This is a genomic window from Zhengella mangrovi (assembly GCF_002727065.1).
GTDB lineage: Bacteria > Pseudomonadota > Alphaproteobacteria > Rhizobiales > Rhizobiaceae > Zhengella > Zhengella mangrovi.
Map to the genome: position 1 here is coordinate 105077 of NZ_PDVP01000003.1, position 15122 is coordinate 120198.

The window sequence follows — 15122 nt, forward strand, 5'->3', positions numbered from 1 at the left end:
CACGCAAAAAACCTCTGGCGACTTTGCGCACGCCGTAAACCATTCCGGTTAACCGCCTTCCCAGTCGAAACTTTTTTGATACCGCTAAAATGTTAGTTTGAATGCATGCTCTCGACACTCGCACATGGCAGTCCAGCACCTGCGATCCGGGCCGGCCGGCTCGAAATCGCGATCGCTCCGGCAACCGACGTTGCGGGCGCGGGCTATGCCGACGTGTTCGGTGAATCCCGGGCGACAGCGTTCCAGCACCCGCTCTGGCTTTCGCATTTCTACGGCACGCTCGCGCCGGCACGGGAAGCCACGCCGGTACTCGTCGCCGGCATGCTGGACGGACGCCCGAGTTTCTACCTGCCGATGATCCGCCGCCGGATGTGGGGCACCACCTTGCTGGAAGCCGCCGACCTCGGCGTCTGCGACTACTGCGCGCCCGTCATTCGCGAATCCGATCGCGGCACCCTCGGGGAGACCGGCGATCTGGCGGCACGCGTGGCACAGGCCTCGGGCCATCATGACATCCTGCGCATCCGCAACATCCGGGAGGACCATTGCCCGGATTGGCGGCTGTTCTTTTCCGCCCCGGCGAGGCGCCTGGACTTCTCGTCCCACGAGACCGGCCTCGGCAGCGACCATGAGATCTGGTCCGGGCGGGCTTACACCGAAAGCTTCGCGAAATACCTGAAACGGCGGAAGAACCGGTTCTTCCGCCAGCCTGGCGCCCGCCTGGTCACCATCGGGAACGCGGCGGAGGCATGCGAGGCGATCGGGCGCCTGGCGGAACTGCGGCAGGGCCGTTTCGAGGGCGACATGATCGCCATACCCGCCGTCCGCAGGTTCTACGCGGAGATCGCCGAGGCCGGCGTGGAAAACGGCTTTGCGTCGGTCTACCGGCTCGAGGTCGGGAGCGAAACCATCGGGCTTGTCTTTGGCGTGAACCACGGCGGACGGTTCCTGTACCTGCTGATCGGATGCGACTACGAGAAGCACGGCCGGCACTCGCCGGGCCTCCTGATCTACGACGGCATCATCGAGCAACAGGGACGGTCGGGAGGCCATGTGTTCGATTTCACGATTGGCGACGAGCCGTTCAAGGCCGATTTCGGCACACGTGCCATCCCGATCCACGCGATGGAAGCGGCACGCACCGTCCAGGGGCGGCTGGCGCTCCTTCTGCAGCCGCTGCACCAGCAGGCGCGCCGGCGCCTGGCTGCTGCCATGCAGGGGGGCCATGCGTGACGACCCGTCCGGATTTTCTTGAGAACTCCATCATCATCGGCGCCCATCCCGACGATGAACTGTTGTGGTTCAACTCGATCCTCAGGCAGGCGGATAAGGTCGTGATCGTCTTCTGCGATTTCTGGGCCCATCCCGGACTGGGCGCCGCGCGCAAGCGCGTGCTGGCGGAATTTCCCCATCCCGATGTGCATTGTCTCGGCATCGATGAGCCGGGCAGCTACGGCTGCGCCGACTGGGTCCGCCCCACGCCGGACAGGTTCGGCCTGGCATTTCGCCAGCGCGCGGCGCTGCGCGATGTCAAGCGGCAGGTCAAACGGGCGGTCAACCGCCTCGTGCCGAGAGGCATTCCCGTCGCGCCGGGCCGCATTCGCACGATGTACGAGACCAATTACACCCTGATCCGCGACCGGCTGCGCCCTCTCCTCCGGCCTGGCATGAACTTGTTCACCCACAATCCCTGGGGCGAATATGGCCACGAGGACCACGTCCAGGTCTTCCGCGTCCTGCAGCATCTGCAGCGGGAGATCGGCTTTCAGCTTTGGATGTCGAACTACTGCACCGAGCGGTCTTTGCCGCTCGCCACGCGCTATTTCCGGTCTGCGCCGGACGGCTACATCCGCCTTCCGGCCGACAAGGCCTATGCGGACCAGGTTGCCGACCTCTACCGCAAGCACGGTTGCTGGACCTGGGCCGACGACTGGTCCTGGTTCGACGACGAATGCTTCATGAAAGCTCCGGCAGAGGGCGCTGCTCCCGCGGCGCACCGCCACCTGATGCCGCTGAACCTGTTCACCATTGAGGACGAGGCGCCGCGCTCGTGGTTCGGACGTGTCATCGGGCGCCCTCAGGCCACTGCAGGCGTTTGACGGTCCGGGCGTTCAGCCTGCGCGGCGCTGCGCGATCAGGTCGCGCGCGCGGTCGCGGGTTTCGGCGAGCATGAGCAGAAGGGCCGGCACCAGCATCGGGAAATAGGTCCGCCCGTCATGAAGCGGGAAGATGATGAACTTCAGGGCGATGGCGCCAAGCGCTGCGCCGATCAGAGCCGTGCGCATCCGGCTGAAACCGAGACCGCCCGACGTCAGCAGCGCCCACATGGCAAGCCCGCCGAGGTAGAGACCCAGCCAGGAATCCTCGAAGGCCGACCGGACGAGGTTCCATGCGAAGGCAATCCCGTAGACTGCCATGGAGAACCCGGGCTGGAACCCCTGCATGTCTTCCTGGATCTGGTAGGTCGAGAACCACAGGTGCGGCCACCAGCCGGGATGATGGGATACGTGCTGGATCCCGAGATAGGCCGCGAGCGAGGCTAGGAGAGCCAGTGCCATCGCGCCGGCGCCAGCCTGCCGCCATAGCCAGAACGCCCCTGTCAGGCCCGCCACCAGCACGATGGAATCCGGCCGGACCGCCACTGCCAGGACGGCAGCCAGCGCACCGGCCACCGCGTGGCGGCGGTCGAGCAGCAGCAGCGCCGCGCAGACCAGTGTCACGTTCAGGAGATCGGGCGTTTCCGCGGTAGCCAGCGAGGGAAAGCGGGCGACCATGAGCAAGGCGACGACGAGCGGCGCAAGATTGAGCATCCGGACCGCCGCAAGCCACCAGGCGAGCACGGCGAAGAGACCGGCGGCAGCGGCCAGGTTGATCACGTAACCGGCGTGCATGGCGCCTGTGACCGGAACCAGCCAGGCGACAAGCTGCACGTAGAGCCACTTGATCTCGTACATGCCGAGCTGCGACTGGAAGGCCAGAGGATCGGTGAACTGCCGCACCCGGTATGCATCGCCCTCCGCCAGAACGGCGAACCGCTCCGGGGACGTTCCCAGCCTGACGGCTTCCCAGACCGCGTGGTGCAGGTCGCCGGGCATGGGATAGCGATCCTCCCAGGCGGCGCCAAGATAGGCGATCATGTCCCAGGCATGCACGGGCCGAAGCCAGCCGATCACCATGACGGAGAGGAAGAAGCCGGCCAGCAGGGCCAGTCCGAGAGCCGCCCCGTGGCAAACCCAGATACGCCCCGACCTTTGCAGGATGCCGGCAATCAGGTCCAGGAGCACGCCCCGCACGTCGAAGCCGCCCTGCCCGCTGATCGGCCGTTCGGTCTCCATCGCCATCGCGTCAGCTCACCTGGCTCTTGATGAAATCCTTGACGATGCCGGTGACCCCTCGGCCCAGCAACTCGTCAAGTGCCGCGATGAAATCGCCGACGTGGGCTTTCGTCGCGATCAGCGGCGGTTCGAGCCGGATCACGTTGCGATTGTACTCGGTGAAGGCAACGAGCGTATCGTGATCGCGCAACAGCAATGCCCCGATGAAACCGGAAAGCGATCCCTTGAGTTTCTCGTCGAGGACCGACACCACCGGGCGCAGCATGGCCGGAAGTGTCTGGCTGAAATCATGGAACTCCAGCCCCACCATGAAACCCTTGCCGCGAACATCCTTGACAAGGCGCGGGTATTTTTCCTGCAGCCGTTTCAACTCGTCGATCAGGTAGCCGCCCGTCACGGCTGCATTGTCGATGAGATCGTCATCGTAGAGCACGTTCAGCGCCTCGATCGCGGTCACACAGGCCTCGCCGATGCCGCCAAAGGTCGCCTGCGCATGGATCATGGCGGTCTTCGGGGACCCGTAGGCCTTCATGTAGAGGTCGCGCCGGGCGATCATCGCCGCCATGGCGGTCTTGCCGCCGCCGAGCGACTTTGCCAGCGCCGTGATGTCCGGCACGACGCCGTAGTGATCGAAGGCATAGAAGCGCCCCGTCCGGCCATAGCCGCATTGCACTTCATCCGCCACCCAGAGGACGCCGTAGCGGTCGCACAGCGCCCGGAGCTTCGGCCAGAAACCGTCCGGCGCCTCGATGATGCCGCCCCCGCCCTGGATGGTCTCCAGGACCACAGAACCGATTTCGGGATCGGATCGAAACGCGTTTTCCATCGCCTCGATGTCGCCGAACGGCACACGCACCGTGTTGCCGACGAGCCTGAATTCACCGCGGTAAAGCGCGCCGTCGGTAATGCCGAGCACACCCTTCGTCTTGCCGTGGAAGGAATTTTCCGCGTAGACGACTTTCGGGCGCTTCGGACCGGCGGCCCGTTCCGCGAGCTTGATCGCCGCCTCCATGGCCTCCGAACCCGACGACCCCAGGAAAACCATGTCGAGATCCCCGGGCGAAACTTCGGCCAGGTTCTTCGCCAGGGCGGCAGCATATTGCGACATGAAGGCAATCGCGATCTCATGGCGCTTCTCGTCCTGGAACTGTTTGCGGGCCGCGAGGATGCGTGGATGGTTGTGCCCCAGCGCGAGCGATCCGAAACCGCCAAAGAAATCGAGGATTTTCCGGCCGTTCTGGTCCGTGTAGTACATCCCCTCGGCACTCTCGATCTTCACCTTGTGAAAGCCGAGCAGCTTCATGAAATGCATCTGTCCCGGGTTGATATGCGCCATGAACGCCTCGGCCATCCCCGGCGCATCCATGGCCTTCGCGTCCGCGACCGTCATCAGCCTGGGACGGGAGAGCGAAACGGGAGCCAGGTCAGGAGCAGCCACGGTCATTTTCGAGTTCGAGCCTGCTTGCTGGGTCATCACGGTCACGGTCCTGCTCCTCATTCTGCCGGGGCATGGGTACGGGCGTCGGCGGCACCGGCCGAACGTCCGGCCCGGTATTCGCTGTAGGCTGCATTCAGCATGTCGGCGTCCCGGTACCGCGGCACCCAGCCCAGCTCGCGTTCGCCCTTCGAGACATCGAGCAGGCATTCCTCGTCCGCGATCAGGTATTGCTCCGGATCCATCAGCGGCATGTTGAGAAGGTCAAGCAGGTCGAGCGTCCGCTTCACTGCCCATCCCGGCGTCGGCAGCAGGATGGAACGCGAACCGGCATGCCGGATCAGGTCGCCGAGCAGATCCCGCACCGGCGGCGGGTTGAGCGAACCGAGATTGTAGGCCTCGTTCGGCACCCCTGCCTTCCACGCAAGCCGCGCCGCCTCGGCACAGTCGAACACCGAGATGAACTGGTACGGGTTGCGGCCGGAACCGATCATCGGCACCGGCAGGTTCAGGTCGATCAGCTTGAACAGCTTCGCCAGGATGCCAAGCCGCCCGGGTCCGATGATCAGGCGCGGCCGGAACAGCGTGATGTTCATGCCCCGCTCGCGCCACGCGTGCGCCAGCAGTTCCGTTTCCCATTTCGACCGGCCGTATTCGCCCAGGGGGGCAACCGGATGGTCCTCGGTCATCGGCGTCGCCAGCGTATGCCCGTAGATCATGTCGGTCGTGAAATGCACCAGGTTTGAAGCACCCGCCCGGTCCATTGCCTCGATGAGGTTGACCGTGCCGTGGTAGTTGACCGGGAAGAAGAAATCGTGGCGCTTTGCACGCACCTGGATCGGCGACAGCATCTTGGCCGACAGGTTGTAGACCATGTCGTCGCTCCGCAGGCCAAGCGCGGCGAGATCGTCCGGCCGTGTCACGTCGCAGGCGACGTATCGCGCCTGCGCATAATGCGCCAGCGGCGACTTCACGATGTCTGCAACGACGACCTCGTGGCCCTCGGCAACGAGCTTCGGAGCAAGATGGCGGCCGACGAAACCGTCGCCACCGATCAGGATGTGTCGCATCAGCTCACCTCGTTTGACTGGACATGGGAAGGCGGCAGTTTCACCGCCTCGCCCGGGTGCGGTGCGCGCCCGCTTTGAGCGATCAGCACCGTGCCGATGCAGATGAAACCGATCCCGGCAACGCGCAGTGCGTTCAGGTCCTCGCGGAAAACGTAGTAGGCAAAGACGGCGACCGCGACATAGGCGAGGCTGAGAAACGGATAGGCGAATGACAGCTCGACCTTGGACAGCACGAACAGGTGCGACGCCATCGAGACGACGAACATGCATAGCCCGAAGAAGACCCACGGGCTGAAAACGATCTGGAGAATGCGCAGCAACGGATTGACGCCGGCGAGGCTGATCTCGCCGATCTGCATCATCCCATACTTCAGCATCAACTGTGCCGCAGCATTCGTCATCACCGTGAACAGAATGAACGGTATGAATTTCATCGCCTGTCTCCTGCTGCCGGAACATTGGCACGGGACGGAATAAATTTCCGTGAAGTCATATACTTAAGCGTAATTAAGGATTCACTTTGTGAGCGCAGGCCGATCATTCGGCGGCCTCCCTGGAGAACTCCGCCTGCATCAGCCTGCCGGCGGTGCGGCGCCAGAAATCCGACAGGAACGCCGGATCACGCCACCGCTCCAGTTCGACCCATGCCGGGAATGACGCCGCGAAGGTTGCCGGGCTCATCCGGGCATCCTTGTACGGATTGACGGCACCTCCGGCGTCGAGCGTGATCCGGTCGAGCAGGTCGAGAAGCGCTTTTGTCTTTTCCCCCCGGTTCGCGAAGTCGAGCGTCAACGTGTAGCCCGGACGCGCAAACGACAGCAGACCGGTCTGCGGCATGGTGCCAAACCGCTTGAGCACGGTCAGGAACGACCCCTGCCCCGCCGCGCGCGCCGCGGCCAGCAGGGCGGGCACGGCAGTCCGGGCCGCCTCTTCGGGAATGACGCTCTGGTGCTGGTAGAGGCCCTTCGGGCCATAGGCGCGGTTCCAGTGTCCGACCGCATCCAGCGGGTAGAAAAAGGAGCGCCAGCCCGAGAGATGGACGCGCCCGGCCTTGCGCACCTGGCCTGCGCGGTAAAGGTGGTTGAAAACGGAGAGAAACGGCCTGCCGATGACCGGCACCGGAGGCTGGAACGGAACCGAAAGACGCGGTTTGCGGACTGCTCCGTCCAGGTTCCCATTCGAAGCGTGATTGCCGGCGAGCAGGACCCCGCGCCCCATGGCCGCACCGGCCGCCAACTGGTCGATCCAGGCCACCGCATATTCGTTGGTGCGGTCGATCGCTTCGGCCCGGTCGAAATAGTCGGAAAGGCAGGAAAACGGGATGACCGTCTCATCGATATCGAGCGACGCCACCTTCATCAGCCGGATTTGCGCCGACAGCACGAGACCGGTCAGGCCCATGCCGCCGACCGTCGCAGCGAACAGGCCGTCGGGCGCATCACGCGAACAGGTCACGATCCCGCGGTCCGAGCGCAGGATCCGGAGCGACACCACGTGCGCGCCGAAGCTGCCCCGCCTGTGATGGTTCTTGCCATGGACATCATTGGCGATGGCACCGCCCAGCGTCACGTGCTGGGTGCCCGGTGTGACCGGTAGAAACCAGCCGTGCGGAGCGCATTGGGCGATGATCTCGGCCAGCGTCGTTCCCGCTTCAGCCTCAAGAAGGCCGGTCTGCGGATCGAACGAAAGGATGGCACTGTGATCCCGCATGGCAATCAGCGTGCCTGTATCATTGTGACAGCTGTCGCCGTAGGAGCGGCCGTTGCCGAAGCCCAGGAACCGCCCCCCGGCTGCGGGACCGGCCAAAAGGGCAGCCTGCCCTTCATCCGCGGAGATGCCCGGCCGCCGGACATGCCGCAGATTGCCGAAACTCTGGTAATCCTGCCGCGCCATGGAACCTACCGTGCCGCCAGGAAGATGAGCGCCACGCCGGCCGCGGCCATGAGCTGGCTCCGCCAGTCGTTCATGATGAAAACCACCGGGTCGTCGTGCATTTCGCCCCGGCGGGCGAGAACCCAGATTCGCAGGATGATGTAGAGGACGATCGGGGCCAGCGGCCAGATCAGCCAGGGCGCGCGGTACAGTTCACGCACGGCGCTGGAGTCGATGTAGAGCGCGAGAACCAGCGTCGCGGCAAAGGCGGACCCCAGGCCGGCTTGCGAAATGACCTCGAAGTCCTCCCGCCGGTACCCCCTGCCCGCGACCGTCTCGCCCTCCGCCTGCACCGCGTCCTGCAGTTCGACAAACCGCTTGACCAGGGCCAGGGAGAGGAAAAAGAAGACCGAGAAGGCCAGCAGCCAGAAAGAGACGGTGGTGCCGGTCGCAGCCGCGCCGGCGAGCAGGCGGACCGTGTAGAGTCCTGCCAGGGTCAGGACGTCGATCAGCAGCATGCGCTTCAGGAAGACCGAATAGGCCGACGTGGCGACCAGGTAGGCACCCAGGATGCCCCAGAACTCCACGTCGAGCGGGGCCGCGGCCACCACGGCGACCGAAAGCAGGACTGCGATGGTCCGCATTCCGTAGGCGATGGAGATCTGGCCGGACGCCAGCGGCCGGAACCGCTTCGTCGCATGGCGGCGGTCCAGGGGCAGGTCGAAACAGTCGTTTGCGATGTAGATGGCGGAGGCCGTGGCCGAGAAGGCCACGAAAGCGAGAACGCACTCCAGGATCATCGCGGGATTGAAATACTCGTGGCTGAGGATCATGGGAACGGCGATCAGCAGGTTCTTGGCCCACTGATGAACGCGCATCATCCTCGCGACCGTGCGCACCATCACGGTCTCGCCACTGACGCGACGCGCGTCGTTTTCCCCTGCCCATCGCGCGGCGGCCCGGTCGGGTGCCACGACAACCGCCTGGCGCGCGGCATCGAAGATCGCGATATCCGCCCGGGAATTTCCCATGTAGTCGAATCCGCCGTCGCCGAAGGTCTCGACGAGGAGATTCCGCTTGCGCGCCGACGTGAGATTGACCGCCTCCGAAGAGGCCAGAACCTGGTCGAAAAGGCCGAGATGCGCTGAGATGGCCTCGGCAAACCGGCGTGGCGATCCCGTTGCCAGTATGACCGGGCGCCCGGCGGCCTTCGCCGCCCTGATCTCGTCGACGATGCCGGCGCGATAGGGCAAGAGGGTCGGATCGAGGGAGATTCGCCGGGCGATTTCCCACTTCAGTGACGCCTTGCCGCCCTTGAACAGCCAGTAGGGCAGCAGGAAGAGGAACAGCGGATTGTGGCGCGCAAGCTGGAACAGACCTTCCCAGAGGAGATCCGTCGCGATCAGTGTGCCGTCGAGATCGACGGCCAGGGCAATCGTCTTCGCGTCGCTCCGCGCGTCCATGCCGCTTCCCCGCATACATTCCTTTTTTAGGAAATTTAGCGGGAATAAGCTGCGAAACGGCTAATGGAAGCCGCAAAGGAATATTCGTGGGACCGGTTTTCCCGCCCGTGGTCAATGACCGGTTAAGCCGTGCCGGCCACGTTCGTTCGCGGAGAACGGCGGCCGCGCCGCAGCGCAGCCGCGATCCGGGCTTTTAGCGGAACACCGCCTTGCCATTCGAAATGTCGATCGTCTCGTCGCCCTTCAGGGCTTCACGGTCGCCATTCGGCATGGTGAGAAAGCAGCCGTTCGGGCAGATCGACACCGATTCACCGGCATTGACCGATATTTCACCCTTGCTCCCGCCTTCCGTGACAATAATCGTCCTAGGATCAGCGTCCTTGTTCGTAAGACTTGCCGCGAAGACTGTTCCCGAGAAGGAAACAAGGGCAAGAGTTGCTATGATGATCTTCTTCATATTTGCGCGGTGCTTGCACCGTCCCTGATTTCTGCGCGGAGCTTGTCCGCATGACATGTGAGAAAGGATACAGTGACAATCTGAATGGCGTCTGAACGGGCGCATCGAAATGCCTTCAGCGCGTCTTTCCCTTTGTTTCGGCATCGCCAGGCGTCGCGGCGGCATCGTCCCCGGCCGCATCTTGCTCTCCGTCCTGCGTGCCCTTCCGCGTCAGGATTTCGGCAACATTGGCCTTGTCGCCCGGCAATCCGCTTCGGATATGGATATCTTGTTGCGGGAACGGAATTTCAATACCCGCCTCCTTGAACGCGGCATGGATCGCCATGCGCAGATCCGTTTCGACGATCAGGCAGTCGAACACGTCGGCCAGGTAGACCCGAAGCTCGAAATCGAGCGATGACGCCCCGAACGCAGCGAAATAGACCATCGGTTCGGGATGGCGGAGCACGAGGCGATGCTCGTTGGCCAGCCGCAAGAGAATGTCGCTGACCTGCTTGGGATCGCTGTTGTAGGATACGCCGACGGCGATCTCCACGCGCCCAAGGTGATTGCGGTGCGTGCGGTTGCCGACAGCTTGGTTGATCAGGTCGGAATTGGGCAGGATGATCGTCTGGCGCTGGAAGGTTTCGATTTCCGTCGCCCGGACGGAGATCTTCTTGACGAGCCCCATGTAGGACCCGGCCTCGATCCAGTCGCCCACCTTGAACGGCCTTTCGGCCAGAAGGATTAGGCCTGAAACGAAGTTCGACACGATGTTCTGCAGGCCGAAACCGATACCCAGCGACAGCGCACCGGCGACGAGCGCCAGGTTGGAAAGGTCGATCCCCGCCACCGAGATGCCGATCAGCACGGCAATCGCGATGCCGAGATAGCCGATCGCGGTGCGGATGGAATTGCGGACGCCGGCATCGAACCGGCCCCGGCTGAGAACATTGCCGTCTAGCCAGCCCTGGAACCAGCGCGTGGCGAAATAGGCGAAGATGAAGACGACGATGCCGGAAAGGATGCCGACCAGCGAGAAGGAGACGTTGCCGATCGTCACCTCGGTTGCCAGGCGCAGGGTCCACGCCCGGATGTCGGCGTACTGGAATCCCCATTGCAGCAGGATCAGCGGAATGCCGATCAGGAGGACCATGAAATTGATCGTCAGGCTCGCGACCAGCCCGAGCTGGTCGAGCGTGGTCGGGTCGCCGCGCCCCGCGCCGGCAATGAACTTCCCGATCATGGTATGGGCGAAGCTGCCCTCTTCGGCGATGGCCTGCGCCGCCTTGAACCCCAGATACATGGTCGCCAGGATCGCGCCGGTGAAGACCACCTGCTGGCCGAGAAACTGCGCGAAGCCGACATAGCCCAGCAATGGCGCGATGACGGTGATCCCGCCTATCCCGAAAAGCAGGACGCGAACGGCGTTCGGCCATGGTTTCGGAACGCCCTCGCTGTCGACGATCGGCTTGAGGAAACCGGTCGCCACGATCAGAAGACCAAGCAGGACGGTCGTGAACATCCCCTTGGCAACCGTCAGGCTCAACGGCGACATCATGACATCGTTGATGGTGTTGAGGACGTAGTCGAGGCCGGTGATGAAGGCCATCGCGGTGGCCAGCCAGTAAAGCACGCGTGCCGGGCGGGTCTCCACGGTGACCAGCCGCCAGGCCGGCATGGCAGGCTTGAGCACGGCACGCGCCAGCCGGTTCACGAAGACGACTACGCCCGCCATCTCGAAAATGGAGAACAGGATACGGTCGATGCCGGACCGCAGAACCTGGAAAACATCCAGCAGCAGGTAGGTCGCACCAAGAAAGACGGCGAATGCGAGCGACGGCAGGAGCGTGGACCAGAACGCCGTTGAGAGACGCTGCAGGTAGCCCGGTTCCGCGACGGTCGGGTCCGGGTAGATGGCGCTCGCAAACACGCGCCGTCCGCCGATCAGCAGAACAGCGGCACACAGCAGCGCGAAGAAGGTTGCTCCGACGACCGATGGGGCCTTGTAGGTCGTGACGAAGCGCATCCAGTTCGAGATCGATCGCCAGAGCTGCTCCAGCTCAATCCGGAAGTCCTTCACGGTGGCGCCGAACAGGCTGTAATCGATCTCGTAGCGACGCGTCAGCGCTTGCGTGAACAGGTCACGGCGGATCGTGTTGATCTGGTCGGCAAGCCGGTTGGCAGCCAGTGAACTGTTCTCCGCCTGCCCGAGCAGTTCGTTGATCTTGGCCTTTTCCGCGATCAGCCGGTTGCGCTCCTCGGTCACCGCGGCAGGCTCTTCGGGCTGCCCCTCCGCCGGTGGCTTGCCGATCTGCTCGAGCCGCGTGTTGATCTCGGTCAGCCGCGGCCGGAAGGCGACCGATTCGTTCAGGAGATCGCGGGCGGCCGCTTCCGCCTTGAGCTGCAGTTCGACCAGGGCGCTGTCGTTCTCCCGCACACTGTCGACCCGGCTTGTCAGGCCGTCGATCTCCTTGATCAGCTTGTCGATCGCGGGCCGCTTCTCGGAAATGAACGAATTCGCATCCGATTGGGCCAGGGCGCCGTGATGCCCGAAGACGAGCACCAGACCCGCGACGAGCGCCGCGAGCAGAAAACGGCCGGCCGGAAATACGAATGGGCGCTGCGGCATGGTCGTCTCGGTCTACACGTCAGTCACGGAACACGGTCCATTCGTCCAGCGGCGCCCGTTCGGACCGCAGGCGGTTTTCCGGCTTGCTTTCATCCTCGTAGCCCAGCGCGATGCCGCAAACGACCACTTCGTTGTCCGGGATGTCGAGCAGGGGACGGAGCTGCTTGTGATACGGGGCAAAGGCCGCCTGCGGGCAGGTATGAAGCCCCCTTCCCCGCGCTGCGATCAGGATGTTCTCGAGGAACATGCCGAGATCGATCCAGGAGCCCCGTTCCAGGCGGCGGTCGATCGTCACGATCAGCCCGACCGGCGCATCGAAAAACGTGAAATTCCGGTCGTGCTGCGCACGCATCTTGTCCACGTCGCGCCGGCCGATTCCAAGAAGGCCGTAGAGCGCAAACCCAACGGCGCGCCGGCGGGATAGGTAGGGCTCGAAGAACTGGTCAGGATAGTATTTGTACTCGTCCCATTCCGCCTTTTCGGCGCGAATACCCGAGGTCAGGATCGCATCGGCAATCGCCTGCTTGGTCTTCCCGGTCGCCACATAGACCTTCCACGGCTGCATGTTGGTGCCGGACGGCGCGCGGGCCGAGATCTCCAGGATGTCCCGGATGGTCTGGGTCGGAACTGCGTCGGGCAAGTAGGCGCGCACGGAACGCCGCGACGAAATGGCCTCGTCGACGATCGATGTCTCGTCAACCGTCAGGTTCTGGCGGTGCGGTGCGTTCATTACCATGGCTCCCCAACGGCTGCTGTCCGGAACGATCAGGACGGGCTCAGGCTAGTCTTTTCACACGATTATACGCATATCGCAATCGAACGGGCGGCCCGGCACCTTGAAGCGGCGGGCGGCGTTGCGCGCTTGCCTGGCTGCGCCATGCGACAGGAACCTGTCAGGGCGCCTGCCGTGCAGGAATTGCCGTCCGCTGGCGGTGAGCCAAGCGACGAAACACCGGTCATGCTGGCCTGTCGGATTTGTCACATTCATCTGAAAAGGGAATTGGTGGGTGATGTAGGGATCGAACCTACGACCCGCTGATTAAGAGTCAGCTGCTCTACCAACTGAGCTAATCACCCGACCGATGCCGGGCGATATAGCCCGCGGATTCAATGCTGTCCAGCCCCAATTCGGCTTCGATGAATGTTTTTTGAAACGGGTCCTTGTCAGGCGAAAAGCGTCCCTTCGGCCACCTTGACCGCATAGCCGCCGATCCGCCCCGCAAGCAGCGTCGCATGCTCGACTTCGATCTCCAGGTGAATGAAGGACGGCCGCCCCATCTCGATCCCCTGCTCCAGGATCATCCGGTGGCGGCCGATGGACGGTTCGTCGAAATGCACGATGGCACCGATGAAGGCCGCGGCCGCGGATCCGGTCGCCGGATCTTCGGGAATGCCGTGCGGACCGGCAAACATGCGCACATGGAAATGGCTGTCGTGGTTGACCGTATCACGGCAATAGACATAGGGATTCGGCGCGTCGAGCGGTTCCGGATTGCCCAGCGCCGCCAGCCACACCGTGTCGTTCAGGCGCGCGCGTTGCGCCACGCCCAGGTTGCGCACGGGAATGCACACATAGGGAACGCCTGCCGACCACGCGCTGACCATGTGATTTTCAAAACCGATTTCCTGCGGATCAAGTCCGAGCGCCGCGGCAGCGTCCGCCTTGGTGACCGGGCACGGCTGGCGCTCGGGAAGCCGTGGCAGGTCGAACTCAGCGAAGGTCCCCGTCCCGTCCCGCTTGACCGCGGTCCGCACCGCTCCGACCTTCTCTTCGAGCACCAGCAGTGCCGGTCCGTGGTCGAGGCGCCCGTCCTGCTGGGCCAGGGCGACGGCTGCTCCGACGGTCGGATGCCCGGCGAACGGCAGTTCACCCGTGGGCATGAAGATGCGCAGCGCGGCATTGTGCATCTTGCCCTCGGGAGGAAACAGGAAAACCGTCTCCGAAAGGTTGAATTCGCGCGCGATGGCCTGCATGCGCGATGTGTCCAGCCCCTCGCTGTCGAACACCACGGCAAGGGGATTGCCGGCCAGTGCTTCAGAGGTGAACACGTCATAGATTGCATACGGCCTGGACGTCACGATCGGTACTCCGGATGTTGGACTGGTTCGGGCATCATGCCACGCGGCGCGCGCCTTGGCATCGGGTTTCATGCTTGCGTGAATGACGGTTCCCGGCCCAGCCAATCCAGGATCGGGATCATCTGGCGGGCCAGACCGTCCGGCAGCGTGCCGCCGGGTTCGAGGATCACCGGCCCGACGATCTCCGGGTCGGGGTCCTGACGGACGTGATCGTTGATTGCGCGGCACAGGTTCTCGGCGGTCCGGTCAAACCGGTACCGCCGCATCAGGACGGAATAGCCATCGTCGCGCCAGAGGCGATAGCCAGCCGCGGCATCGGCTTCCGACAGGTCCAGGCCCACTTCCTCGGCCACTTCCCGGCGCATGTTCCCGTCTATATCCACGCGCCCGTCGACGATGTCCGCCGCATCCACCGACCCCGCCGCGAAATAGCATTTCCCGGCATTGACGGTTCGCGGTCCCATGCGGATGGCGATGAATTTCCGGTCCGCCGATTCCAGGATCGCATGGGCGAAGACGTGATCGGCCAGGCCTTCCTCCGGGTGGCGGATCCAGTGCAACAGCGTGGCGTAGCGCACCAGGTGACAGCGGGCGGCAAGGATGCCCGGCGCGGAAAGCCCGGCGGAGGAAACGAGGGTCACCCGGCCATCGAAGAGATGCGGATTGGCCGCCTTCTCGAACAACCAGTTCTCCTCGATCTCCGCGCCTCGCAGGACTTCGAACGGATGCGGTCCGTCATCCAGTTCGATGACCACGTCGGAGAGCGGGATCATCTGCCGCATGGGAATGGCATCGATCAT

At 63.8% G+C, this 15122-nt stretch carries 13 protein-coding genes and 1 tRNA gene; 2 read left to right on the plus strand and 12 right to left on the minus strand.

The features are described from left to right. Positions 1 to 105: 105 nt before the first annotated feature. Together CSC94_RS07375 and CSC94_RS07380 are read left to right on the plus strand one after the other, a co-directional pair. Complete coding sequence (locus CSC94_RS07375) at positions 106 to 1233, plus strand: GNAT family N-acetyltransferase (RefSeq protein WP_099305472.1); 1128 nt, start codon at positions 106 to 108, stop codon at positions 1231 to 1233. Further along, positions 1230 to 2099: a PIG-L family deacetylase gene (locus CSC94_RS07380; protein WP_099305474.1), complete on the plus strand. Its 870-nt coding sequence runs from the start codon at positions 1230 to 1232 to the stop codon at positions 2097 to 2099. Before CSC94_RS07375 ends, CSC94_RS07380 begins: the two co-directional genes overlap by 4 nt. 12 nt (positions 2100 to 2111) lie before the next feature. Here CSC94_RS07380 and CSC94_RS07385 read toward each other — a convergent pair whose 3' ends face one another. The 12 genes from CSC94_RS07385 to CSC94_RS07440 form a co-directional block, all read right to left on the minus strand. Further along, positions 2112 to 3341, minus strand: coding sequence for a hypothetical protein (locus tag CSC94_RS07385; protein WP_099305476.1), 1230 nt, complete (start codon positions 3339 to 3341; stop codon positions 2112 to 2114). Between the two features lie 4 nt (positions 3342 to 3345). Then, complete coding sequence (locus CSC94_RS07390) at positions 3346 to 4779, minus strand: aspartate aminotransferase family protein (protein WP_425356512.1); 1434 nt, start codon at positions 4777 to 4779, stop codon at positions 3346 to 3348. A gap of 50 nt (positions 4780 to 4829) precedes the next feature. Continuing rightward, positions 4830 to 5840 carry an NAD-dependent epimerase/dehydratase family protein gene (locus CSC94_RS07395; RefSeq protein ID WP_099305480.1) on the minus strand — a complete coding sequence of 337 codons (1011 nt, stop codon included), beginning with the start codon at positions 5838 to 5840 and terminating at the stop codon, positions 4830 to 4832. Beyond that, on the minus strand, positions 5840 to 6274 hold the full coding sequence (locus CSC94_RS07400; protein ID WP_099305482.1) for a DMT family transporter: 435 nt from the start codon (positions 6272 to 6274) through the stop codon (positions 5840 to 5842). Before CSC94_RS07400 ends, CSC94_RS07395 begins: the two co-directional genes overlap by 1 nt. 103 nt (positions 6275 to 6377) lie before the next feature. Continuing rightward, positions 6378 to 7733, minus strand: a complete 1356-nt coding sequence (locus CSC94_RS07405; protein ID WP_099305484.1) for an FAD-binding oxidoreductase — start codon at positions 7731 to 7733, stop codon at positions 6378 to 6380. A 5-nt stretch (positions 7734 to 7738) separates the two neighbouring features. Next, positions 7739 to 9175: a UbiA family prenyltransferase gene (locus tag CSC94_RS07410; RefSeq protein WP_099305486.1), complete on the minus strand. Its 1437-nt coding sequence runs from the start codon at positions 9173 to 9175 to the stop codon at positions 7739 to 7741. Positions 9176 to 9368: 193 nt separating this feature from the next. After that, positions 9369 to 9632, minus strand: a complete 264-nt coding sequence (locus CSC94_RS07415; protein WP_099305488.1) for a hypothetical protein — start codon at positions 9630 to 9632, stop codon at positions 9369 to 9371. A gap of 115 nt (positions 9633 to 9747) precedes the next feature. Next, positions 9748 to 12243, minus strand: coding sequence for a mechanosensitive ion channel family protein (locus CSC94_RS07420; protein ID WP_099305490.1), 2496 nt, complete (start codon positions 12241 to 12243; stop codon positions 9748 to 9750). A 19-nt stretch (positions 12244 to 12262) separates the two neighbouring features. Then, complete coding sequence (locus tag CSC94_RS07425) at positions 12263 to 12973, minus strand: nitroreductase (protein WP_099305492.1); 711 nt, start codon at positions 12971 to 12973, stop codon at positions 12263 to 12265. 271 nt (positions 12974 to 13244) lie between these two features. Continuing rightward, a tRNA-Lys gene (locus tag CSC94_RS07430) sits at positions 13245 to 13320 on the minus strand. Positions 13321 to 13407: 87 nt separating this feature from the next. After that, the gene (locus tag CSC94_RS07435; RefSeq protein ID WP_099305494.1) at positions 13408 to 14322 is read right to left on the minus strand and encodes a PhzF family phenazine biosynthesis protein; all 915 of its coding nucleotides are present in this window, start codon (positions 14320 to 14322) and stop codon (positions 13408 to 13410) included. 68 nt (positions 14323 to 14390) lie between these two features. Next, a complete protein-coding gene (locus CSC94_RS07440) occupies positions 14391 to 15122 on the minus strand; it encodes an NUDIX hydrolase (RefSeq protein WP_099305496.1) in 732 nt (243 codons plus the stop codon).

Bases quoted from the DNA above. Each gene is read 5' to 3' on its own strand.
- CSC94_RS07415 (WP_099305488.1), bottom strand. From the start codon at position 9,632: ATGAAGAAGATCATCATAGCAACTCTTGCCCTTGTTTCCTTCTCGGGA.
- CSC94_RS07440 (WP_099305496.1), bottom strand. From the start codon at position 15,122: ATGATCGATGCCATTCCCATGCGGCAGATGATCCCGCTCTCCGACGTG.
- CSC94_RS07390 (WP_425356512.1), bottom strand. From the start codon at position 4,779: ATGACCGTGGCTGCTCCTGACCTGGCTCCCGTTTCGCTCTCCCGTCCC.
- CSC94_RS07385 (WP_099305476.1), bottom strand. From the start codon at position 3,341: ATGGCGATGGAGACCGAACGGCCGATCAGCGGGCAGGGCGGCTTCGAC.
- CSC94_RS07410 (WP_099305486.1), bottom strand. From the start codon at position 9,175: ATGGACGCGCGGAGCGACGCGAAGACGATTGCCCTGGCCGTCGATCTC.
- CSC94_RS07400 (WP_099305482.1), bottom strand. From the start codon at position 6,274: ATGAAATTCATACCGTTCATTCTGTTCACGGTGATGACGAATGCTGCG.
- CSC94_RS07405 (WP_099305484.1), bottom strand. From the start codon at position 7,733: ATGGCGCGGCAGGATTACCAGAGTTTCGGCAATCTGCGGCATGTCCGG.
- CSC94_RS07375 (WP_099305472.1), top strand. From the start codon at position 106: ATGCTCTCGACACTCGCACATGGCAGTCCAGCACCTGCGATCCGGGCC.
- CSC94_RS07395 (WP_099305480.1), bottom strand. From the start codon at position 5,840: ATGCGACACATCCTGATCGGTGGCGACGGTTTCGTCGGCCGCCATCTT.
- CSC94_RS07425 (WP_099305492.1), bottom strand. From the start codon at position 12,973: ATGAACGCACCGCACCGCCAGAACCTGACGGTTGACGAGACATCGATC.
- CSC94_RS07420 (WP_099305490.1), bottom strand. From the start codon at position 12,243: ATGCCGCAGCGCCCATTCGTATTTCCGGCCGGCCGTTTTCTGCTCGCG.